Genomic DNA, 19,448 nt, shown 5'->3' on the forward strand with positions numbered 1-19,448 from the left:
ATGATGACGGCGCAGGGTTTTGACGGCGTTGAGCGGCGCGGACTGATGTTCGTCCTGTCGTCGCCCTCGGGCGCCGGCAAGACGACGCTGTCGCGCATGCTGATCGAGCGCATGCCGGATTTGAAGATGTCGGTGTCGGCGACCACGCGCGCGAAACGGCCGGGCGAGGTCGAGGGCCGCGACTATTTCTTCGTCGATAAGGCGAAGTTCGAGGCGATGGCTAAGCAGGGCGAGCTCTTGGAATGGGCCACCGTGTTCGACAATCGCTACGGCACACCGCGCGCGCCGGTCGAGGCGGCGCTCGCGGCCGGCCAGGACGCGCTGTTCGACATCGATTGGCAGGGCACCCAGCAGTTGCGCGAGAAGGCGCGTGCCGACGTGGTCAGTGTCTTCATCCTGCCGCCGTCAGCCGCCGATCTCGAGAAGCGGCTGCATACCCGTGCGCAGGACTCGGAGGAGGTCATCCGGGGGCGGATGAACCGCGCCACCCATGAGCTGAGCCACTGGGCGGAGTACGATTACATCGTCGTCAACCAGAACGTCGACGACGCCTTCGCCGAGGTGCAATCGATCCTGAAGGCGGAGCGTCTCAAGCGTGAGCGCCGCACCGGCCTCACTGAATTCGTGCGCGGCCTGCAGCGTCAGCTCGAGAAGTAGCTGACCGCGATCGTGATGCGATCGCGGGGATCGCATCACGTCTCATGTCCTCGCTCGAGCGCAGTCTAGTTCGCCGCGCTGCGCGCCAACCGCTGCAGCATGGCTGCGATCTGCTGGTTGTCTTGCTCCCTTTGATCCAGATCGCGCGCGGTCTCGCGACGCGCAACCGGCGTCTCGGTACGGCGCGCAGCCGGTGTCTCGGAGCGGCGCGGCACCGGTGTCTCGGAGCGGCGCGGCGCTGCCTCGGACAGGCGCAGCGGACGGTCGCGGCCGACCACGGACATCGGTGGTGCCGGCTCGGTGTGGAGTGAATCCCAGGGCGCGCGCCACTCCTCCTTGATTTCATAAGGCGGCGTCCGCGTGCGCGTCAGGCCGAACACCAGCGCGCTGACGAGGCCGGCCAGCGCCAGGGCACCGACCATCACGATCAGCAGCATCTGCGTCGAGGACGACGATTTCTCCGCGGGCGCTTCGGCCGCGGCAGAGGCGGCAGGAGCGGTCGCGGCCGCCTGTTGCGGCGTTGTATCCGCCTGCGCGACCACCGTCGGCTGGTCTGCGGTGTGCCGGGTTCCGTTGGTTCCGGCCATGCTCGACGCATCCAGCCATCTCGTGTTCACGGCCGACGGCTGGGCGGTCGCGTCGGGCGGCGCAGCAGACGCCGCCGGATCGGTTGCCGCCGTGCTGCGGGCCTGACCGGCATCGGGGCCTGCGACCGGCGCGGCCGCGGCCTGCGGCGAGGGCCATTCGGCATGGGCATCGGAGACCGATTTGCGCATCGCCGGCTGCGGCGTCGGCTTGGTAGGTGGCGGCGCCGCGTCGGCCGTGGCCGTGTCGGGCGCGGCGGCCGGCTGCTGCTGCGCGGCCGTGGTCTTGGCAGCCTTGTCCTTGGCCTCACCGAGATACCAGCACTTCTTCTTCGTGCGGTCGAGATGGTAGAACCAGTGGCTTCCCGCAGGCGCGGTTGCCTTGGGAGCGGACAGACAGGTGTCCGCCGTATTCGCCGTATTGGTGCTCGCCGTATTGGCGGCCGTCTGGGCCATGGCGCTGAAGCTGGCGCCGGCCAGGATGCTGGCGGCAAGCGCCGCAGCGAATTTCGCTGAACGATTTGACATACGCGTCCCCGGTATTCTTTTTTACGCAAACGCTGGTGACGCCAATCTCGGTAAAGAGTTGGGTCGCAATGCGCCGCAAATCCGGAGCGGGTAGGGCTTAATTGGGGCTTGCGACGCCCCGCAATTGCGGCGCGCCGGTGGCCAGAAATCGCGCTGGTTCGGTCAGGGAACGGCCTACCGTTTTGACGCGGTCCAGCGGCCCTTGCATCCGTCAGATCGCACGAACGAGCCGGAGCCACTGCGGGCCGAGAAACGGCCCGAGCTGGTCCAGCTCAAGCCTCGGGCCGATCCGCTTCCCGTCGTGGACCCATTGGGGCTGACACGTCCGGAACTCAGCTCTCCCGAAATGCTGCCGCCTGAGATCACCAGCCGTTCGGTGCTGGAGCCGCAAGGCGACCCCTCGGCGACAACCACCCACGAACCATCGAAATTGCCGCCACCGCCGCCTTCACCGCTGGTTTTCCGCGTCGCGCGGCGCGGCGCCTCCGAGCTTCGTGCAGGCTTTGACGGTGCGACGGCGCGCGGCGCCTGGCGGGTCCCGGACAGCGACTTCTCGTCATTGCCGATGCTGCCGCCGCTGCTGCCGGACTGCGCGAGCGCGGCCGCCGAACCGGTAAGGCAGAGCAGGGCAGAGAGCAGGGTCATTCGGATGTTCGGCTGAAGCATCGTGTGCATGGTCGGGCATGTCCAAATTCTTGATCTACAAATTCAGGGTCCGGGGCAGCGCTATTGTTTGGTGGCGGACCAGGTCCCGCCGCAGCCGTCGGAGCGGCGGAACGTTCCCGAACCACTGCGGCCGGACAGCCGACCCGACCCGATCGAGGTCAAGCCGTTGGCCTGGAAAACGGAGCGCGCCGCGCCGCTGGGGCTGACGGATCCGGTGAGCCCTTCGCCGATGATCCTGCCGCTCGTGATCACGACCGCGCCGGAGCCGGTGCCGCCGCAACCGACTGACGTGACGACCCAGGCGCCGTCGACGCTACCGCTACCGCCACCGCCGCTCTTGCGCGCGGCGGGGCGCGGCTCGTCCGCTTCCGGCTTGGTGCGCCGGGCCGGTCGATCGGTCTCGACCGAGCGGGGCGCGGCGCGCGAGCCGGACAGCGACTTCTCGTCATTGCCGATGCTGCCGCCCGAGCTGCCGGACTGCGCAAGCGCGGCCGTTGAGCCGAGGGCGGAAAGCAGCAAAGCGGAAAAAAGGAAGGATCGAGGCATCGAGTGAAACATGCTTGTCATTCTCGGCCTTATTCAAAATGATCGTCAGCAAATTCAGTGTCCGGCGCCGTCGGCGCAGACGGCATCGATAATGCGACAGGATTTCCCGGCCTTGCCACACTCGTCAAGTGCGGCGGTCCTGGCGCGATCGAGCGTGTCGCGCTGGATCAGCGACCAGGACTTGCTCGAGATTGCGAACGCGCCGCAGCGTGAGCCGTAGAACGAAAGCTCGAGGGTGCATTTGGCGCCGCCGCATTTGGCGCGCGCGTCGTCGACCGCGGCGCGCCGCGACGCGTGCTTCCAGGAGATGCCCCATTTGTCGATGTCGGGGCCATAGACGATCGATCCCCAGGGCTGCAGGTCCTCCATCTTGCGCAGCCGCGTCAGCAAGCCCTCGGTCGCTTCGCCGGTCGGCGTCATCGCGACCTTCTCCTGGAATTTGCTGATCGCCGCGCGCATGCCGTTCTTGCTGTCGATCGGCTCGGGATCGAAATTGTGCTCATAGAGCCGGTCGCTCAATTCACGCAGCAGTGCCGGATCCCTGATCTGAATGCGGTCGGGATCGGGCCGCAACGTGCCCGGCGATTGCGGCTCGGGCTGCGGCGCGACCGCAACCTTCTGCTCGGCCGCGGCCGCCGGCGGCACGAAATAGAAGGTCCCGTCGATCGGCGACGACGAGACCCAGGGCTGCTGCGATCCGCCGGTCGCGCGCTTCACGGCAAGGCCGACCTGGTTGAAGGTCTGGAAGATGTCGAGCCCGGCGAGCTTGATCGTGGAGGCCAGCGCCCTGGTGTAGGGGCTGTGGCCGTCGGTGCCGTCCTGCGCAACGTTGCCGGGCTGCGTGGCGTAGGAAATCAGCGTGCCCTCGGGCGCGCGCATTTGCGCCAGGCCGCCGTCGGCGGCGCGCAGGCCGTGTCCGCCGAACGGATTGTTCCGGCAGGCATCGAGGATCACCATGTTGAGCCGCGTGCCGGAGCCCTGCATCTGCCTCAGCACCAGGTTGACGTCGAGCATCTGGAAATCGACGTCAGCCTCGCGCGTGGCGTTGGCGTTGACCGGCACCAGGTAGTTCGCGCCGGACACCTGAACGCCATGACCGGCGTAATAGAACAGCGCGACGTCGGCGCCCTGCACCTGCCGGCCGAAGCTCTGGACGGCGATGTCCATGCCCGACTTGTCGAGATCGAGCTGGGCGCGGCCGCCGATCAGGGTGAAGCCGAGGCTTGCCAGCGTCTCGGACATCAGCGTGGCATCGCTGCGGGGATTATCGAGCCGGGTGACGTTCTGGTAGGCGGAATTGCCGATCACCAGGGCAACGCGCTTCTCGGTGGCCGCGTGCGCCACGCCGACGAATGCCTGCCACAGCAGCGCCAGCAGCGCCGCGGCCGCCAGGCTCCTGTCTTGCACAGCCCCGTGCATCCCCGTGATCCTCTCAGCCTCGCTGGCAGACTACCAGCGTGCGCGGGAGGACAAAAGCGCAGTTGGGCCGGCCGGGCGCGACCAATTGCGCTCAGTGACATCGCACAGGGAGTACCCCGCCGGGAGCTTGCGCGGCGGCGGGATGGTTCGTTAAGCGCGCATGATCTCCGCGCAAACGCGTTCCGCGTTTGTCGCGAGGGAAAACCGCTTCACACTTTTCCGGATCATGCGTTAATTCTTCAGGACGATGCGTCCCACGACCTTGCCGGCGCGTAGTTCGTCGATCCATTTCTGGACGTCGGCCATCGGCTCTTCCTTCATCGGCGTCGGCTTGATCTTGCCGGCACGCGCAAGCGCCATCAATTCCTGGCCTTCGGCCAGCGTGCCCACCATGAAGCCCTCGATGGTCATGCGCTTGTAGACCCACTGCACCATCGGCAGCGCGAACTGGCCGCCCATCAGGCCTGAGACCACGATCTTGCCGCCGCGCGCCACCGCGGAGACCGCAAACGCCATCGACTTCTCGTTGCCGGCAAAGTCGACGACACCGTCGAAGCCGCCGTCGCTCTCCTTCAACATACGCTTGACGACATCGGGCTCGGCGGGGTCGTAGGCGGCTGCGGCACCATTCTTCAGCGCGGTCTCGCGGGCCGCGGGGCTGAGATCGGCGACCGTGATCTTTTGCTTGAACATCGCTTGCGCGAACGACAGGCCCATCATGCCGACGCCGCCAAGGCCGATCAGCAGCAGATTGCGCTGGCGCGGGCGATCGACCAGACGCTTCAGCGCGCCATAGGCGGTGACGCCGGAGCACATCAGCGTGGCGGCCTGGTTGACCGGCAGCGGATCGTAGTCGAGCAAATATTTTGCGTCGGGCACCAGCACGTGGGTGGCGAAGCCGCCATCGATCGAGACGCCGAGGAAGCGCTGCTTGACGCAGAGGTTCTCGTCGCCGGCGAGGCAGTCGCGGCACTGGCCGCAGCCGATCCAGGGGAAGACGGCCTTCTTCGATCCGACCAGATCCTTCGGCGCATCGGGGCCGACCTCGTCGACGACGCCGGCGATCTCATGGCCGAGCGTGAAGGGCAGGGTCATGCCGCGGGTGGTGTCGAGCTTCTTGCCGCCGCCGAGATCGGCGTAACCGTCCTGGATGTGGAGATCGGAATGGCACAAGCCGCAACGTTCGATGCGCACCAGCACCTCGCGTCCTTGCGGCTTCGGCGTGTCGATGATGGTTTCGCACAGCGGTGCATCGAATTTGACAAGGGATTGGCGAACCATACGCGCCATTACGTTTTCTCCTGATGTTTTATTTTGTGGACCGTGTATCGGCCAATTCCCGCGCCATGGCAACAAAGCCCGCGACCGGAATGGTTTCGGCGCGCCGCGTCGCATCGACCTGGGCTGCGGCGGCAAGCCGCGCCGGATCGGCCGACAGCGATTTCAGGCTCTGGCGCAGCATCTTGCGGCGCTGGCCGAAGGCGGCGGCCGCCACCTGCTCGAGCATGCGGCGGTCGCATGGTTCGGGTGCGGCGCGCGGTATCAATCGTACCACCGAGGAGGTGACCTTCGGTTGCGGCACGAATGCTGCGGGCGAAATGTCGAACAGGATCTTGGTCTCGGCGCGCCAGTTGGCGAGCACCGCAAGCCGGCCATACGCCTCCTCATCCTCATGGGCGACGATGCGCTCAGCGACCTCGCGCTGGAACATCAGCACCATGGTGTCGTACCAGGGCGGCCACGGTTCGATCGACAGCCAGTCGACCAAGAGCTGGGTTGCGATGTTGTAGGGCAGGTTGGCGACGATCTTGGCCTTGCCGCCATCAAGCAGGGGACGCGGATCGAAATCTTGCGCATCGCCATGCACGATCTCGATACGGCCGGGATAGCGCTTCACGATGTAGTCGAGCGCGGCAAGCGCCCGCTCGTCGCGCTCGATGGCGATCACGCGTTTGGCGCCGAGTGCAAGCAGCGCGCGTGTCAATCCGCCGGGCCCGGGCCCGACCTCGATCACGGTGCAGTCTTCCAGCGGGCCCGCCGCGCGGGCAATCCGCGCGGTGAGATTGAGATCGAGCAGGAAATTCTGGCCGAGAGATTTGCGCGCCGACAGCGAATGCTCGCGAATGACGTCGCGCAGCGGTGGCAGATCGTCGATCGCGCTCACGTCGTGCGCGCGGCCGCCATACGCGCGGCGAGCCGGAGCGCGGCGATCAGGCTCGAGGGATTGGCCTTGCCGGTGCCCGCGATATCGAACGCGGTGCCGTGGTCGGGCGACGTCCGGATGAAGGGCAGTCCCAGCGTGACGTTGACGGCGTCCTCGAACGCGACGGTCTTGATCGGGATCAGCGCCTGGTCGTGATACATGCAGATCGCGCAATCATAGTTTTTTCGCGCGGCTGCGTGGAACATGGTGTCGGCCGGCAGCGGGCCGCGGACGGCAATGCCGTCGCGGCGCAGGATCTCGACGGCGGGCGCGACGATCTCGACGTCCTCCATGCCGAGCGTGCCGTCTTCGCCGGCATGCGGATTGAGGCCGGCAACGGCAAGGCGCGGTGCCGCGAGGCCGAACCGCGCCTTCATGTCCGCGACCACGATCCGCGCCGTCGACACGATCAGATCGGTCGACAATTGCGCCAGTGCCTCGCGAACCGAAACGTGGATCGTCACCGGGACGACGGCGAGTGCCGGCGACCACAGCATCATCACCGGCTGCGGTGCGCGCCCGCTGCGGGCGGCAAGCTCGGCGAGGAATTCGGTATGGCCGGGATGACGGAAGCCGGCGCGGTACAGCACGTTCTTGGCGATCGGATTGGTGACGACGGCGCCGGCCTTGCCGGACGCGACATCGGCGACGGCTTGACGGATCGAGGCCAGCGCGGCGGCGGCACTGCTGTCGTCCGGCTCGCCCGGTCGCGCCGTCACCGCCTTGCCGGTCGCAACGACGGGCAGGGCGCGTGCAAACGCCGCGGCCGCCTCCTCGGCGCTGACCTCGGCAAACTCGACGGCAAGCCCGAGCGTCCTGGCGCGTTCGGCAAGGGATACGCGGTCGCCAAGCAGGTAGAACGGCGGCAGATCGAGTTCGCGGCGGCGCAGCCATGCTGCGAGCGTGATGTCGGGGCCGATGCCTGCGGGCTCGCCGGATGTCAGTGCGAGAGGTTGAGCCATGCGTCAACGATAGTCGATCATCGCCCGCCTGGGTATTCGATCATCGCGGCTTTTCGGACTTCCTGCAGGTAGGCTTTCGACTTCGCCTCGTACTTCTGCACGTACATCTTGTCCCGCACCTCACGCTTCTTCGGCGTGTCCACGGTGGTTGCCTTCCTGCCGCAGAGCGCGACCATTTCGATGCCCTGCTTGGTGACTTCAGGAGGGGTGAGGTGGCCGACCGGGGTCTTGTCCAGGATGTCGCGCAGCGCCTGCGGCAGGTCGGCCGAGGTCTTGACGACGATTTCGCGGATCGCGGCGTTGCGCATCGACTTGAAGGAGGTGTTGGCCTCCTCGCAAGAGGTCACGCGCTCGCGCAGGCTCTCCGCTTCCTTGCGGCGGCTCTCGAACTCCGACTGCGGCGCGCCGCGGGGGATGATCAGGACGACCGGCTGCATCCTGTATTCGAACGCTTCGGCGTCCGCGGCTTCTCCGGTTTCCTTGACCGCGTTGTTGACGTCCTTTTCGCCGACCTGCAGGCTTTCCTTGAAGCGGCCGCGGACCAGGCTGGTCCAGACCATGTCGGCCCTGATGCGCTGTTTCAGCGTATCCGGGCGGATGCCCTTGCTCTCCAGCACCTTGGTGAGCTGATCGTTCGAAAGCCGCATCCGCTGCGCCATTCCGCCGTAGGACTGTTCGATATCGTTGGCGGAGGGATCAACGCCAAATTTCTTGGCTTCCTTGATCTTCAGCTTCTCATCGATCAGGTCGTCGAGGACGGCCTTTCGATCGGGGGCCTTGCCGCCGGTGAGGGCGTTCAGCTTGGCGCGCATCTCGATGTCGTAGTTGGTGATGGGCTCGCCATTGACCATCACAGCGATGGTCTGGGCGTGCAATCGCGCACCGCCTGCCAGCAGGAGGGCAAGCGCCAGCACGGTACTCAACAACAGGGAATGGCGGCGCGTCGGCGGGCTAGCAGTCGTCATTATTGTCATGTCAGCCGTTTAAACCAATTCAAGCCGGAGCCACAGGCCCCCGGGCAATTCAAGCCCCTTGCCAGCACCCTCGCTCGCTACTGCACGCCAGCCGAACTGCTGGTCGTGGAGGTTTGCGCGATCGTCCGCAGGCCGATCTGGAACATGAACGCGTGGCTGAGGACGGGCGGTGTCGAGCCCGCCTGATAGGTATAGGAAGTGACATAGTTGGCCGCCAGCACGAAGCAGTCGTCCACATAGCCCGCGCCGAACGCGTACTGGTTGATTTTGTTCGCTTCAAGGTCCCAGCGCGCAGCGCCCTGAACCACCCAGTTCGACGCCACCTTGACCGATCCGCTGGTGAGAACGCCTTCGCGGCGCGTCAGGTAGCCGAGTTCCGGCTGCGCTGCATAATCGCCGTACGTGACGGCGACCGACCAGCGGTCGAAATTCGCGCTCGCCGTGGCCTCGAACCGGTTGATGTTCCAGGTTGCCTCATCCATCCGCGAGCGCACGCTGAACGTATAGGTGCGGTTCGGCGAATAGGCGACGCTCGCGACATAATCCGAGCGCGGGTTCTGCAGGCCGGAGTCGACACCGGTGTTGGTCATGTCGGTGACCGCGAACGAATTCAGCCCGAACATCTGGTAGGACTGTCCGAACATCGTCTTGACGCTGCCGCCGCGATCGAACTGCGTGGTGGCCTGCACGCCGACATTGGCGCGGCCGCCGCCCTCGACACGGTCATAGCCGGAGAACTTGTCGACCGCGAACAGGTTGCTGGTGTCGAACACCAGGCTCTGTGCATCCTCGTTTGGCAGCTTGCCGGCATCAGGCTCGTTGGGCCGGATGATGACCTGCGCGATTGGCTCGACGGTGGTCGTGCCCCACGGCTGCACATTGATGAACGGGTAGCGGTATTCGAAGCCGACGGTCGGCATCGCGCGGACCGTCTGGGTGTCGCCGACCGGCAGGAAGTTGGAAACGCCCGGCTGATTCGAGACGTCGGCATTGATGGCGTCGGCGCGGATGCTGGCGAACGGCGTCCAGATCTGGCCGAACGGGTCGGTGTAGGACTTGCGCCACTGCGCCTCGGCGGTCAGCCTTGTGTAGGTCCCCGGCATGCCGCGCAGCAGGCACTGCGACGGCGTCCGCGCCAGCGGATCTGCGGACGTCAAACTGCACAGGCCGGCGGTGTTAGCAAGCGTCGTGATCGGATCGAACACCGCGGTTTCGCGGGTCAGGTTGACGAAGTTCATCCTGTAGGAGAGCTCGCCACCCAGGATCGGGCTGTTGATCACGTTGTTGTAGTCGATGACGGGGGCGACCACGGGCACCTGGTTCTGGTTGCCCGAGTAGCTCAGGTAGTAGATCGCGCGCGCGTCAAAGTAGCTGCGGTTGCCGACACCGGTCAGATAGAGCTGCGAGATCGCCTCGGTGGGCAGCGACAGGAACGATCCGAACGGGTCCTTGTACTGGGCGAGCCGGTAGTCGGACATGAAGAAGTAGTCGGACAGCACCACGCCGTCCCAGCCCCAGACCCATTTGTCGTTCAGCGCGAACTGACCCTTGGTGTCGACGCCCCAGCGGAACTGGCGATCGCCGGGCTGGCCGGCAAACTGGCCTTGATCGAGCTGGTCGATGCCGTAGAGCCGGATCTGATAGGAGCCGTCCGCCAAGCGCTGGCGGAATTCGCTCTGGAACAGCACGCCCTGCTTCGACGTGATGCGCGGATTGAAGGTGGCGTCCATGTCAGGCGCGATCGCCCAGTAATAGGGGATTTCGACGCCGTAGCCGAACGCCGTGTACGACGTGAAGCCCGGCATCAGGAAGCCGCTCTTGCGCTTCACGGTCGGATCGGGCGTCGAGAAATAGGGCAGATACGCCATCGGGACGCCGAAGAACTCGATCTGGGCGTTCTCGAAATAGAGCATCTTCTCGGTCTGGTCATGGATGATCCGCGCGCCCTTGACCTGCCAGAGCGGCGGCTTCTTCGGATCATCCTTACAGGGCGCGCAGGCGGTATAAACGCCGTTGTCGAACACCGTGTAATTGCCGCTGGAGCGATCGGCGCGGGTCGCCGCCATCCGGGTCTGGTCTTCGGTATCGACGCGCAGCGAATCGACGAAACCGTCGCGGTAGTCGTCGCTGAGATCCATGATGTTGGCGTAGGTGATCTTGCCTTCCGCATCGGTCATGCGGATGTTGCCTTCGGCGTGAAGACGCTTGGTCTTCTGGTCGTAGATGACCTTGTCGGCCTCCACGCTGGTGCCGTTGTAGAACATCTGCACGTTGCCGACGGCCGAGATGCGGCTGTTGTTGTAGTCGTAATCGACCTCGGTCGCCTGAACGAGCATCTGCCCGTCGTTCTTGGCCGGCGGGCGGGTCGGCTTCGGCGGACGCGGATTGTAGGTGAAGGACTGCGCGTGCGCCGGCGTCGCCACGACGATGTCGAGCGCGCTGACCACGACGAGCGCGGTGAGGAGGGCGGAGATCGAGGCGCCAAAAGCGGCCACGCGGCTCCGTTGACGGCGCAGGGCACTGCGCCGCCCGAATGCAGGCGACATCAACTGGCGGGCGGCGACTGTAGCCACTACCCGTCCTCCTGGTACAGCAAGGCTAAGAAGCCGGTGAGGCTACCCACAACGACAGGCAACCACGCCGCAGCGATGGGATGCATCAACTCAGCCTTGCTCAAATCTTCAGTTACTTTCGACAGAACGTAGAGCAGAAAGCCTGCGCCCACGCCACTCAAAACCATCTTCTGCACGCCGCCCATCCGGAAGAAACGAAGGCTCACAGAAGCCGCCAACATCACCATCGCAGCCAGCAAAAATGGCTGCGCGATGAGCTTTTGATACTGCAAGCGATAGCCCGCCGTCGCGAACCCCGAACTCTCCGACGAACGGATGTAGGTCGGCAGTTGCCAAAAGGACACAGTTTCGGGGGTGGAGAAACTGTTGCGCACCTGTGCCGGAGTAAGGGTGGTGGTCAGGTAGAAGGTGTCCTGGTCCTGCGGAGGCTTGTCGAGGGTGTATCTGCGTACGCCCTTGAACACCCAGCGCCCTTCTTCGAGCGCCGCTTCGCGGGCTTCGATTCGCTCCTTGAACTGCAGCGCCGTATCGAATCGAAACACGGTGAGGCCGGTCAGCCGGACGCCCTGCTGCTCGCTGCGGGCCGCATTGATGATCGCCTGACCCTCATCGTTGATCTGGTTCAGCCAGAAGCCGGCCGCATCCTGGATGCCGCCGCCCGGCGCCGAGCCGAACAGCTCGGCCTCCATGCGTTTGGACAGCTCGCGCAGATTGGCCGACACCGGATTGTAGGCCGTGGTCGCGAAGACGCCGAGCACGATCGCACTGACCAGCGCCGGCGAGATGAATTGCCAGGCCGACACGCCGGCGGCGCGCGCCACGACGAGCTCCAGCCGCCGCGACAAAGCGAGATAGCAGGTCATCGCGCCGATCAGCACGCAGAACGGCATCAGCTTCTCGAGCAGTTGCGGCACGCGAAACAGCGAGGTCTCCGCGACCGTGATCGCGGAGGCCCCGACGAGGCCCGACGTCTTGCGCACCATCTCGATGTAGTCGACCAGCACGAGCAGCACGAAGATGCCCGCGAACACGCCCACCGCCGCGACGACGAAGCGGCCGGCGAAGTAACGTCCGAGCGTGTTTGTCACTATGCTCATGCGGTTGCCGGCCTCCCGAAGAGGCGCGCAATGCGCTCGTTGTTCCTGTTGATCGCTTCCATCAGCGCCGCCGGCGGCTCGACGACCACACCGCCGACGATCATCCAGATGCCGATGGCGATGCCGCCGAACAGCATCAGATACTGCACCAGCGCCGCCAGCGGCGACTTCACCGCCACGACGGAGCAGGCGAATCCGACCATGCGCAGCCCGAACACCGCGAACACCGAGCCGCCGATCGAGAAATTGCGGCTTTGGCGCGTGGTGCGCGGCGCACCGAGGAAGGCAAAGGTGAGGGCAGCGAATGCGAACGGATAGATCGGCGCCATGAAGCGATCATGCAGCTCGGCGAAGAACTGGCCCGACAGCTGTTGATAGGTCTGATCGTTCTCGTCCGGCCACATCAGTTCCCAGAGGTAACGTTCGCGAATCCCGAGCGTGACGTCGCGGCCCTGCGAGAATTTCGACATGTCGAAGGCGTAGCGCTGAAACACCACCAGCGTCGGATCGCGCTTGCCGACTTCGAATCGCTCGAGATTGCCGTCCTCCAGCACGAGATACGAGCCGCTCTCGTTCTTCAGCACGGTGCCGTGGTCGGCGACGATGGTGACGCGCTGCTGCGGATCGCGGCGGTCGTCGACGAAGACGCCGCCGAGCACGCCGCCGGGCAGGCGCTCGCGGATGCGAATCGTCAGATTCTGGTCGAGCTGGGCAAAGCGGCCGGGCTGCAGGATGTTGGTCAGCACGTCGGCGGTGATCTCGGCATCCCACTGCTTGATTCGGCGCATGCCGTCGGGGGCGAGATAGGCGCCGATGAAGGCGACCAGCGCCGCGACCACGCAGGTGGCAAAGAAGAACGGCCGGAACAGCCGGAACGGCGAGAAGCCCGCCGCGTTCATCACGATGATTTCGGAATCGGTCGCGAGCTTGTTCAGCGTGTGGGAGATCGCGATCATCAGCGCGATCGGGGCGATGATCAGGACCAGGGCCGGGATCACGAGACCGGTGATGCCGAGGAAGGTCAGGATGGTCTGACCCTGGCTCGTCATCAGGTCGATGCCGCGCAACGCCTGCGTAATCCAGATCACGCCGGTGAGGCTGACCAGGACAAGCGCAAACGACGCCAGCGTCGTCTTGAAGATGTACTTGTCGATCGACCCCATCGCTACCGCACGACCCCCAACGACCCCCTTCGCACACCAAAACGCACGGCTTTCGACCAATCCCGTCAACCCGGGTTCCCCTTTGGTCGAGCCGCGGACCCGTCCGGCTCACACTCTCACTACCATCCCTTTGATCCATCAACAAAATGGCCGAGCCAAGGCGCGCTTAATTTATGGTTAATTATTCGCTTTTGTGACCTTCCGGCCACTCCGGCGCTTGGCAGCAGCGCGGCCGACAGGTCATAGTGTGTCACAAGCTCGGTCCGGGGCATTCCGGACCGCTATCGCAATGCTCACCCCGCGTGCCGGAAGGACCGCCTCAGGTCCGAGCAACACCCTGAGTTCTGGAGGATTTTCCTATGTCCGACGCCGTCAAGGTCGGCTTTGTCCCATTCTCCGCGTCTGCTCGCGGCATTCTGGTGGTCTTTTGCGACGAGCAGTTGAAGCTGGGAGCCGCCACCCGGAAGGCGCTGGGAGCTGCCGCCGAGACGGTGAAGCGGGCCGCGGCCGCCAACCAGTTCAAGGGCAAGAGCGGGGCAACCCTCGACATCCTGGCGCCGGAGGGAATCAAGGTCGAGCGGCTGATCGTGATCGGCACCGGCACGCCGGCCGACCTCAAGGAGAAGGATTTTCTCAAATTCGGCGGTGTGGCGGCCGGCAAGCTGAACGCCGGCAGCGCTGCGATGACCGTCTTCGCCGAACTGCCCGATGCCGCGATGGCGGCTGGCCAGGCGGCGGCGATCGCCACCGGCATCCGCCTGCGCGCTTACAAGTTCGACCGCTACAAGACCAGGAAGAAGGACGAGGACGGCGCCGTGCGGGCCGACGTCTCGATTGCGGTCGACGATGTTGCTGCCGCCAAGAAAGCCTTCGCGCCCGAGGCCTCCATTGTCGACGGCGTGAACCTGGCGCGTGAGCTCGTCAACGAGCCGCCGAACGTACTGTACCCCGAAGAGTTCGCGCGTCGCGCAAGCCAGCTTCGCAAGCTCGGGGTCAGTGTCGAGGTGCTCGACGTCAAGGCGATGACCAAGCTCGGCATGGGCGCGCTGCTCGGCGTCGCGCAGGGATCGGCGCGGCCCGGTCGCACCGTGATCATGCGCTGGAACGGCGGCAAGAAGAGCGAGGCGCCGGTCGCGTTCGTCGGCAAGGGCGTCTGCTTCGACACCGGCGGCATCTCCATCAAGTCGGCCGGCGGCATGGAGGATATGAAGGGTGACATGGGCGGCGCAGCCTGCGTGGTCGGGCTGATGCACGCGCTCGCCGTGCGCAAGGCCCGCGTCAACGCGGTCGGCGCCATCGGCCTCGTCGAGAACATGCCCGACGGCAATGCCCAGCGTCCCGGCGACATCGTCACCTCGATGTCGGGCCAGACCATCGAAATCATCAACACCGACGCCGAGGGGCGCCTCGTGCTCGCCGACGTGCTCTGGTACGTCGCCAAAAAGTTCAAGCCGAAATTCATGGTCGATCTTGCAACGCTGACCGGCGCCATCATGGTCGCGCTCGGCACCGACCACGCCGGCATGTTCTCCAACAATGACGAACTCGCCGAACGGCTGGCCAAGGTCGGGCTGGAGACCGGCGAGAAAGTGTGGCGCATGCCGCTCGGTCCCGAATACGACAAGCAGATCGACTCGCAATTCGCCGACATGAAGAACACCGGCGGGCGCAATGGCGGCTCGATCACGGCCGCGCAATTCCTGCAGCGTTTCGTCGACGGCACGCCCTGGGCCCATCTCGACATCGCCGGCACCGCGATGGGCGCGCAGAAAACGGAGATCAATCAGAGCTGGGGTTCTGGTTATGGCGTCCGGCTGCTCGAGCGGCTGGTCTCCGAGTATTATGAGGCCAAGAAATAGAGTGTCGGCCGCCGCATGACCGAGGTTCTGTTCTACCATCTGCAGAACATGACGCTGGAAAGCGTGCTGCCGCCGCTGCTCGAGAAGTCACTCGAGCGCGGCTGGCGCGTGGTCGTGCAATCGACGTCGCAGGAACGCGCCGAGACGCTCGACGCGCATCTGTGGACCTACAGCGACGATTCGTTCCTGCCGCACGCGACCTCGCGCGTGGCCGACGCGCAGGACCAGCCGATCATCCTGTCGATCGAGGAGGGCAATCCGAACCGGGCCAATGTCCGCTTCCTGGTCGACAACGCGGCGCTCCCGGCCGACTGCGACAGCTACGAGCGGGTGGTGCTCGTGTTCAACGGTGACGACCCCGACGCGCTGGCTTCGGCCAGGGAAAGCTGGACCGCTTGCAAAGCCCGCGGCTTCGAGGTCACCTATTGGCAGACCGACGAGCGGGGACGCTGGCAGCGCCAATAGCGATATCGACGAATTAATGATAATTCGAGGTTTCCTTCGAGTTTCCCGGGGCGGGCCACGGTCATGCCGCAAAGTGATGTTCGGACAAGCCCTTAGGTAAAGGGGTCAGGAGCCTTGTCGATCGTGCGAGACGGAACATTCAGTCGGAAGTCGCTGCTGGCCTTGCTGGTGCTTGCGCCGGGTCTTGCCGGCTGCTCGAGCGGATCCGACATTTTTTCGCGCGACGCGGATTGGTTCTCGCGTCCCGGACGGGTGTTCATTCGCAACATCTCGATCGAATCGCCGCCGCTTACGCCGGACAAGCCCGTGACCAACGACGATCTCGTCAGTGCTGACGGAGGCTGTCCGGGCATGGCGCCGCCGGCCGGTGCCGCCGGTGCGAACGCGTTGGCCGACGGGGCTGCCGCGGCACCGCCGCCGCAGCCGACGGGCGGCAGCGTCGCGCTTGGTCACACCGAATGCGACGTCGTGCGCGGCATCGGTGCCCCCGACAGTGTGAACTTGTCGAGCGGGCCGGGCGGCGGGCGCGTCGCAGTCGTGACCTGGTCGCGCGGTGCGCGCGCCGGTATCTATACGTTCAGCTCAGGGCGTCTGACGTCGGTCGAGCGTGGCCCGGATCCCGCGCCGGAGCCGAAGGCAGTCAAGCCGAAGAAGAAAAAGACCGCGCACAGCTAGAGCATTTTTGCCGCAGCGGCAGGTCGACGCCTGCATGCGCGGGCATAACACCGGTAAGAATGAGAGCCCAGGCTCCCTCCGCACGTCGTCCCTGCGAAAGCAGGGACCCATACTCCGCGGCGGATGTGGTTAAGGGGACTCGTCGTTCGACGATCGCGCAACAATGACCATCTGTGGTTATGGGTCCCTGCTTTCGCAGGGACGACACCGGATATGTGGCTCCGCCCGGCGGATCAAATCTAGTTCGCGGCCTCGTCAAGTTCGGCGCTGGCTTCCAGCCACTCTTCCTCGGCGCGCTGCAATGCGGTTTCCGCGCCGGCACGCGCCTTGGTCAGCTGTGCGGCCTGTTTGGGATCGCGCGTGAAAATATCGGGCAGCGCCAGCGCGGTATCGATCTTGCCAATGATGCCGTTGATGCGCTCGATTTCGGCCTCGGCCTGCGTGATCCGTTGCCTCGGTGAAGAGCGCTTGTCATTGCGGTTGCGTTCGGGCCGTGCCGGCTCCTTGACGCGCTCGCGTGATGCCGGGCGGCCGTCATTGGCCGACAGGATCATGCGTCGATAGTCGTCGAGATCGCCGTCGTAGGTGGTCACGGTCTGGTTGGCCACGACCCACAACCGGTCCGCGCAGGCCTCGATCAGATAGCGATCGTGCGAGACCATCATCACGGCGCCGGGGAAGTCGTTGATCGCTTCCGCCAGCGCGGCGCGGCTGTCGATATCGAGATGGTTGGTCGGCTCGTCCAGGATGATCATGTTCGGGCCGTAGAACGTCGCGAGCCCAAGCAGCAGCCGCGCCTTCTCGCCGCCCGACAGGCTCCTCACCAGCGTGTCGCCGGCCTTGCCGGAGAAGCCGATCGCGCCGACGCGGCCGCGCACCTTGCTCTCCGGCGCTTCGGGCATCAGCTTGCGGATGTGATCATAGGGCGAGCCGTCGAGATTGAGTTCGTCGACCTGATGCTGGGCGAAATAGCCGACCGACAGCTTGTCCGCCTTGGTGATTCTCCCCGAGAACGGCGCGAGCTTGCCCGCCAGCAGCTTGACCAGCGTCGACTTGCCGTTGCCGTTGGAGCCGAGCAGCGCGATGCGGTCATCGGTGTCGACGCGCAGCGTCACGCGATTGAGCACCGGCTTGCCGGGCTCGTAGCCGACCGAGACGTCATCGACGGCGATGATCGGCGGCGACAGCAGCTTCTCCGGCGCCGGAAACGAGATCTCGCGAACATCCTGGGTCACCAGCGCGGTGATCGGCTTCATCCGCTCCAGCATCTTGACGCGCGACTGCGCCTGCCGCGCCTTCGAGGCCTTGGCCTTGAAGCGGTCGACGAAATCCTGCAGGCGCTTGCGCTCGTCGGCCTGGCGCTTGGCGTGCTTGGCGTCGAGCAATTCGCGCGAGGCGCGCTGCTCCTCGAACGAGGAATAGGTGCCCTTGTAGAGCGTCAGCTTGCCGCGATCGAGGTGCAGGATCTGATCGACCGAGGTGTCCAGCAGATCGCGGTCGTGGCTGATTACGATTACGGTGCGCGGATAGGTGGCGAGGTGGTTCTCCAGCCACAACGTGCCTTCGAGATCGAGATAGTTGGTCGGTTCGTCCAGCAGCAGCAGATCGGGCGCGGAGAACAGCGTCGCCGCCAGCGCCACGCGCATGCGCCAGCCGCCGGAAAATTCCGCGCATGGCCGTGCCTGGTCGGCTGTCGAGAAGCCTAGGCCGGAGAGGATCGCCGCGGCACGGGCAGGAGCCGAATGGGCGTCGATGTCGACCAGCCGGGTCTGGATATCGGCAATCCGATGCGGATCGTGCGCAGTCTCCGCCTCGCGCAGCAGCGCGTCGCGTTCGAGATCGGCCTTCAGCACGACATTGATCAGGCTTTCGGGGCCGTCGGGCGCTTCCTGCGCGAGGCTGCCGATCCGCCAGCGCGGCGGCAGCGCAATGCTGCCGCTCTCGACCGGAAGGTCACCGCGGATGGCATGAAACAGCGTCGACTTGCCGACGCCGTTGCGGCCGACAAATCCGACCCGTGCGCCGGGCACAATCTGCACAGAACTGTGATCGATCAACAGCCGTCCGGCGATCCGGACCGAGATGTCAGTGATGGAGAGCATGCAGCGTTGTCACCGGACCCGCTGCCAAACGCAACCCATCTGTTCGTAAAATCTCTTCGTAAAGTCTCTTTGGAGCTGTTGGAAAAGCGCAACTGGGCTGCTGGACAGCCCACAACATCTAATGCTGATCGTTTTCCCGTCGACGCATCTCGTCGAGCAATCGCTGCAGGCGGGACGAAAGCGCCGGCTCCGGCCGGATATTCTGTCGAAGCCGTTCACCCACGGCATCGCAGATGTAACGGCAGGTCTTGTGATCGATTTGATCTGGATCGTTGTCGATCTGGGTCATTGGCACGTCTTTCGGCGAGTTCCACCTCGCGTGTTGGAGTCAATTCTCGCCATAACAAGTCGCGACCCCGAATTTGGTTTCCGTCCAGCCTTGCTCTCGCCTGGAAGTAGTGCGGAGCGTCACAGTGGTGCGGGTTCCCGTAGACGTGAAAAAGCCCCGGCGCAGGGCCGGGGCTGAGACAAGTCAGGGGAGCATAGGGGGAAGTCAGATCAGTAGCAGCGGTTGACCAGGCGCCTGCGCGGACCCCACGGGGTCGGCACCACGCGGCGGACATAGCAGCCGCCACCGTAGCCATATCCGCCGTAGTAGGCGGGACCTCCGACGATGACGCGCGGGCCGCCCCACCAGCCGTGATGCCATCCACCGTGCCAGCCGCCATGCCAACCACCCCAGGCCGAGGCGGAGGTCGGGGCGAGCGCCGCGGCACCGAGCGAAATCGCGGCGACTGCGGCAAGCGAAATTTTGCGTAACATGATCGTCTCCTCGAGGTATGGGCGCGTTGCGCCCGCGGTGACATCGTTTCCCGAGACGTCCTGTGAGGCTTGCGGGTGGGCCGGCAAGGCGTCCGATCGATGGAGAGCCTAGGCGGGGTGAGCTGAACGACAGCGGCACGGCGCTGACAGGATGGGTTCACTTAGGTGAAATCGCGGTAAGTCGGCTGACCCAGCATTTGTCCGGGGACCGCC

18 protein-coding genes are annotated in these 19,448 nt (G+C 65.2%); 5 read left to right on the forward strand and 13 right to left on the reverse strand.

What is annotated here, in order from left to right:
* Positions 1–3: 3 nt before the first annotated feature.
* Positions 4–657 carry a guanylate kinase gene (gene gmk, locus G6P99_RS21395; protein ID WP_029083522.1) on the forward strand — a complete coding sequence of 218 codons (654 nt, stop codon included), beginning with the start codon at positions 4–6 and terminating at the stop codon, positions 655–657.
* Between the two features lie 65 nt (positions 658–722).
* Here gmk and G6P99_RS21400 read toward each other — a convergent pair whose 3' ends face one another.
* Positions 723–1,769, reverse strand: coding sequence for a hypothetical protein (locus tag G6P99_RS21400; protein ID WP_051346594.1), 1,047 nt, complete (start codon positions 1,767–1,769; stop codon positions 723–725).
* Positions 1,770–1,893: 124 nt separating this feature from the next.
* On the opposite strand from G6P99_RS21400, the gene G6P99_RS21405 reads away from it, so the two are divergent.
* Positions 1,894–2,430, forward strand: coding sequence for a hypothetical protein (locus G6P99_RS21405; protein ID WP_029083521.1), 537 nt, complete (start codon positions 1,894–1,896; stop codon positions 2,428–2,430).
* A gap of 65 nt (positions 2,431–2,495) precedes the next feature.
* Here G6P99_RS21405 and G6P99_RS21410 read toward each other — a convergent pair whose 3' ends face one another.
* The 9 genes from G6P99_RS21410 to lptF all read right to left on the reverse strand — a co-directional run bounded on the left by G6P99_RS21410 (position 2,496) and on the right by lptF (position 13,372).
* Positions 2,496–3,002, reverse strand: coding sequence for a hypothetical protein (locus G6P99_RS21410; RefSeq protein ID WP_414645583.1), 507 nt, complete (start codon positions 3,000–3,002; stop codon positions 2,496–2,498).
* A 33-nt stretch (positions 3,003–3,035) separates the two neighbouring features.
* Positions 3,036–4,373 (reverse strand): caspase family protein, encoded by a 1,338-nt coding sequence (locus G6P99_RS21415; RefSeq protein ID WP_371261227.1) that lies wholly within the window; start codon positions 4,371–4,373, stop codon positions 3,036–3,038.
* A 258-nt stretch (positions 4,374–4,631) separates the two neighbouring features.
* A complete protein-coding gene (locus tag G6P99_RS21420) occupies positions 4,632–5,690 on the reverse strand; it encodes an alcohol dehydrogenase (RefSeq protein ID WP_165123386.1) in 1,059 nt (352 codons plus the stop codon).
* Between the two features lie 19 nt (positions 5,691–5,709).
* On the reverse strand, positions 5,710–6,564 hold the full coding sequence (gene rsmA / locus G6P99_RS21425) for a 16S rRNA (adenine(1518)-N(6)/adenine(1519)-N(6))-dimethyltransferase RsmA (protein WP_029083518.1): 855 nt from the start codon (positions 6,562–6,564) through the stop codon (positions 5,710–5,712).
* Positions 6,561–7,565, reverse strand: coding sequence for a 4-hydroxythreonine-4-phosphate dehydrogenase PdxA (pdxA, locus tag G6P99_RS21430; RefSeq protein WP_029083517.1), 1,005 nt, complete (start codon positions 7,563–7,565; stop codon positions 6,561–6,563). Before pdxA ends, rsmA begins: the two co-directional genes overlap by 4 nt.
* A gap of 17 nt (positions 7,566–7,582) precedes the next feature.
* Complete coding sequence (locus tag G6P99_RS21435; protein WP_029083516.1) at positions 7,583–8,530, reverse strand: SurA N-terminal domain-containing protein; 948 nt, start codon at positions 8,528–8,530, stop codon at positions 7,583–7,585.
* 86 nt (positions 8,531–8,616) lie between these two features.
* Positions 8,617–11,085, reverse strand: a complete 2,469-nt coding sequence (locus tag G6P99_RS21440; RefSeq protein WP_165128945.1) for an LPS-assembly protein LptD — start codon at positions 11,083–11,085, stop codon at positions 8,617–8,619.
* A gap of 26 nt (positions 11,086–11,111) precedes the next feature.
* Positions 11,112–12,209: an LPS export ABC transporter permease LptG gene (lptG, locus tag G6P99_RS21445; protein ID WP_029082294.1), complete on the reverse strand. Its 1,098-nt coding sequence runs from the start codon at positions 12,207–12,209 to the stop codon at positions 11,112–11,114.
* A complete protein-coding gene (lptF, locus tag G6P99_RS21450) occupies positions 12,206–13,372 on the reverse strand; it encodes an LPS export ABC transporter permease LptF (RefSeq protein ID WP_029082293.1) in 1,167 nt (388 codons plus the stop codon). Before lptF ends, lptG begins: the two co-directional genes overlap by 4 nt.
* A 359-nt stretch (positions 13,373–13,731) precedes the next feature.
* On the opposite strand from lptF, the gene G6P99_RS21455 reads away from it, so the two are divergent.
* The 3 genes from G6P99_RS21455 (at position 13,732) to G6P99_RS21465 (ending at position 16,371) form a co-directional block, all read left to right on the forward strand.
* The gene (locus tag G6P99_RS21455) at positions 13,732–15,231 is read left to right on the forward strand and encodes a leucyl aminopeptidase (protein WP_165123388.1); all 1,500 of its coding nucleotides are present in this window, start codon (positions 13,732–13,734) and stop codon (positions 15,229–15,231) included.
* 15 nt (positions 15,232–15,246) lie between these two features.
* Positions 15,247–15,696, forward strand: a complete 450-nt coding sequence (locus G6P99_RS21460) for a DNA polymerase III subunit chi (protein WP_029082291.1) — start codon at positions 15,247–15,249, stop codon at positions 15,694–15,696.
* 114 nt (positions 15,697–15,810) lie between these two features.
* Positions 15,811–16,371 (forward strand): hypothetical protein, encoded by a 561-nt coding sequence (locus tag G6P99_RS21465; protein ID WP_156928694.1) that lies wholly within the window; start codon positions 15,811–15,813, stop codon positions 16,369–16,371.
* Between the two features lie 239 nt (positions 16,372–16,610).
* Here G6P99_RS21465 and G6P99_RS21470 read toward each other — a convergent pair whose 3' ends face one another.
* The 3 genes from G6P99_RS21470 to G6P99_RS21480 form a co-directional block, all read right to left on the reverse strand.
* Entirely contained in the window at positions 16,611–18,473 is a 1,863-nt protein-coding gene (locus G6P99_RS21470) for an ABC-F family ATP-binding cassette domain-containing protein (protein ID WP_029082289.1), read from the reverse strand.
* Between the two features lie 118 nt (positions 18,474–18,591).
* Positions 18,592–18,762, reverse strand: a complete 171-nt coding sequence (locus tag G6P99_RS21475) for a hypothetical protein (protein WP_165123390.1) — start codon at positions 18,760–18,762, stop codon at positions 18,592–18,594.
* A gap of 209 nt (positions 18,763–18,971) precedes the next feature.
* Positions 18,972–19,235, reverse strand: a complete 264-nt coding sequence (locus G6P99_RS21480; protein ID WP_029082288.1) for a hypothetical protein — start codon at positions 19,233–19,235, stop codon at positions 18,972–18,974.
* Positions 19,236–19,448 lie beyond the last annotated feature (213 nt).

It is taken from the genome of Bradyrhizobium sp. 6(2017) (assembly GCF_011058295.2).
GTDB lineage: Bacteria > Pseudomonadota > Alphaproteobacteria > Rhizobiales > Xanthobacteraceae > Bradyrhizobium > Bradyrhizobium septentrionale.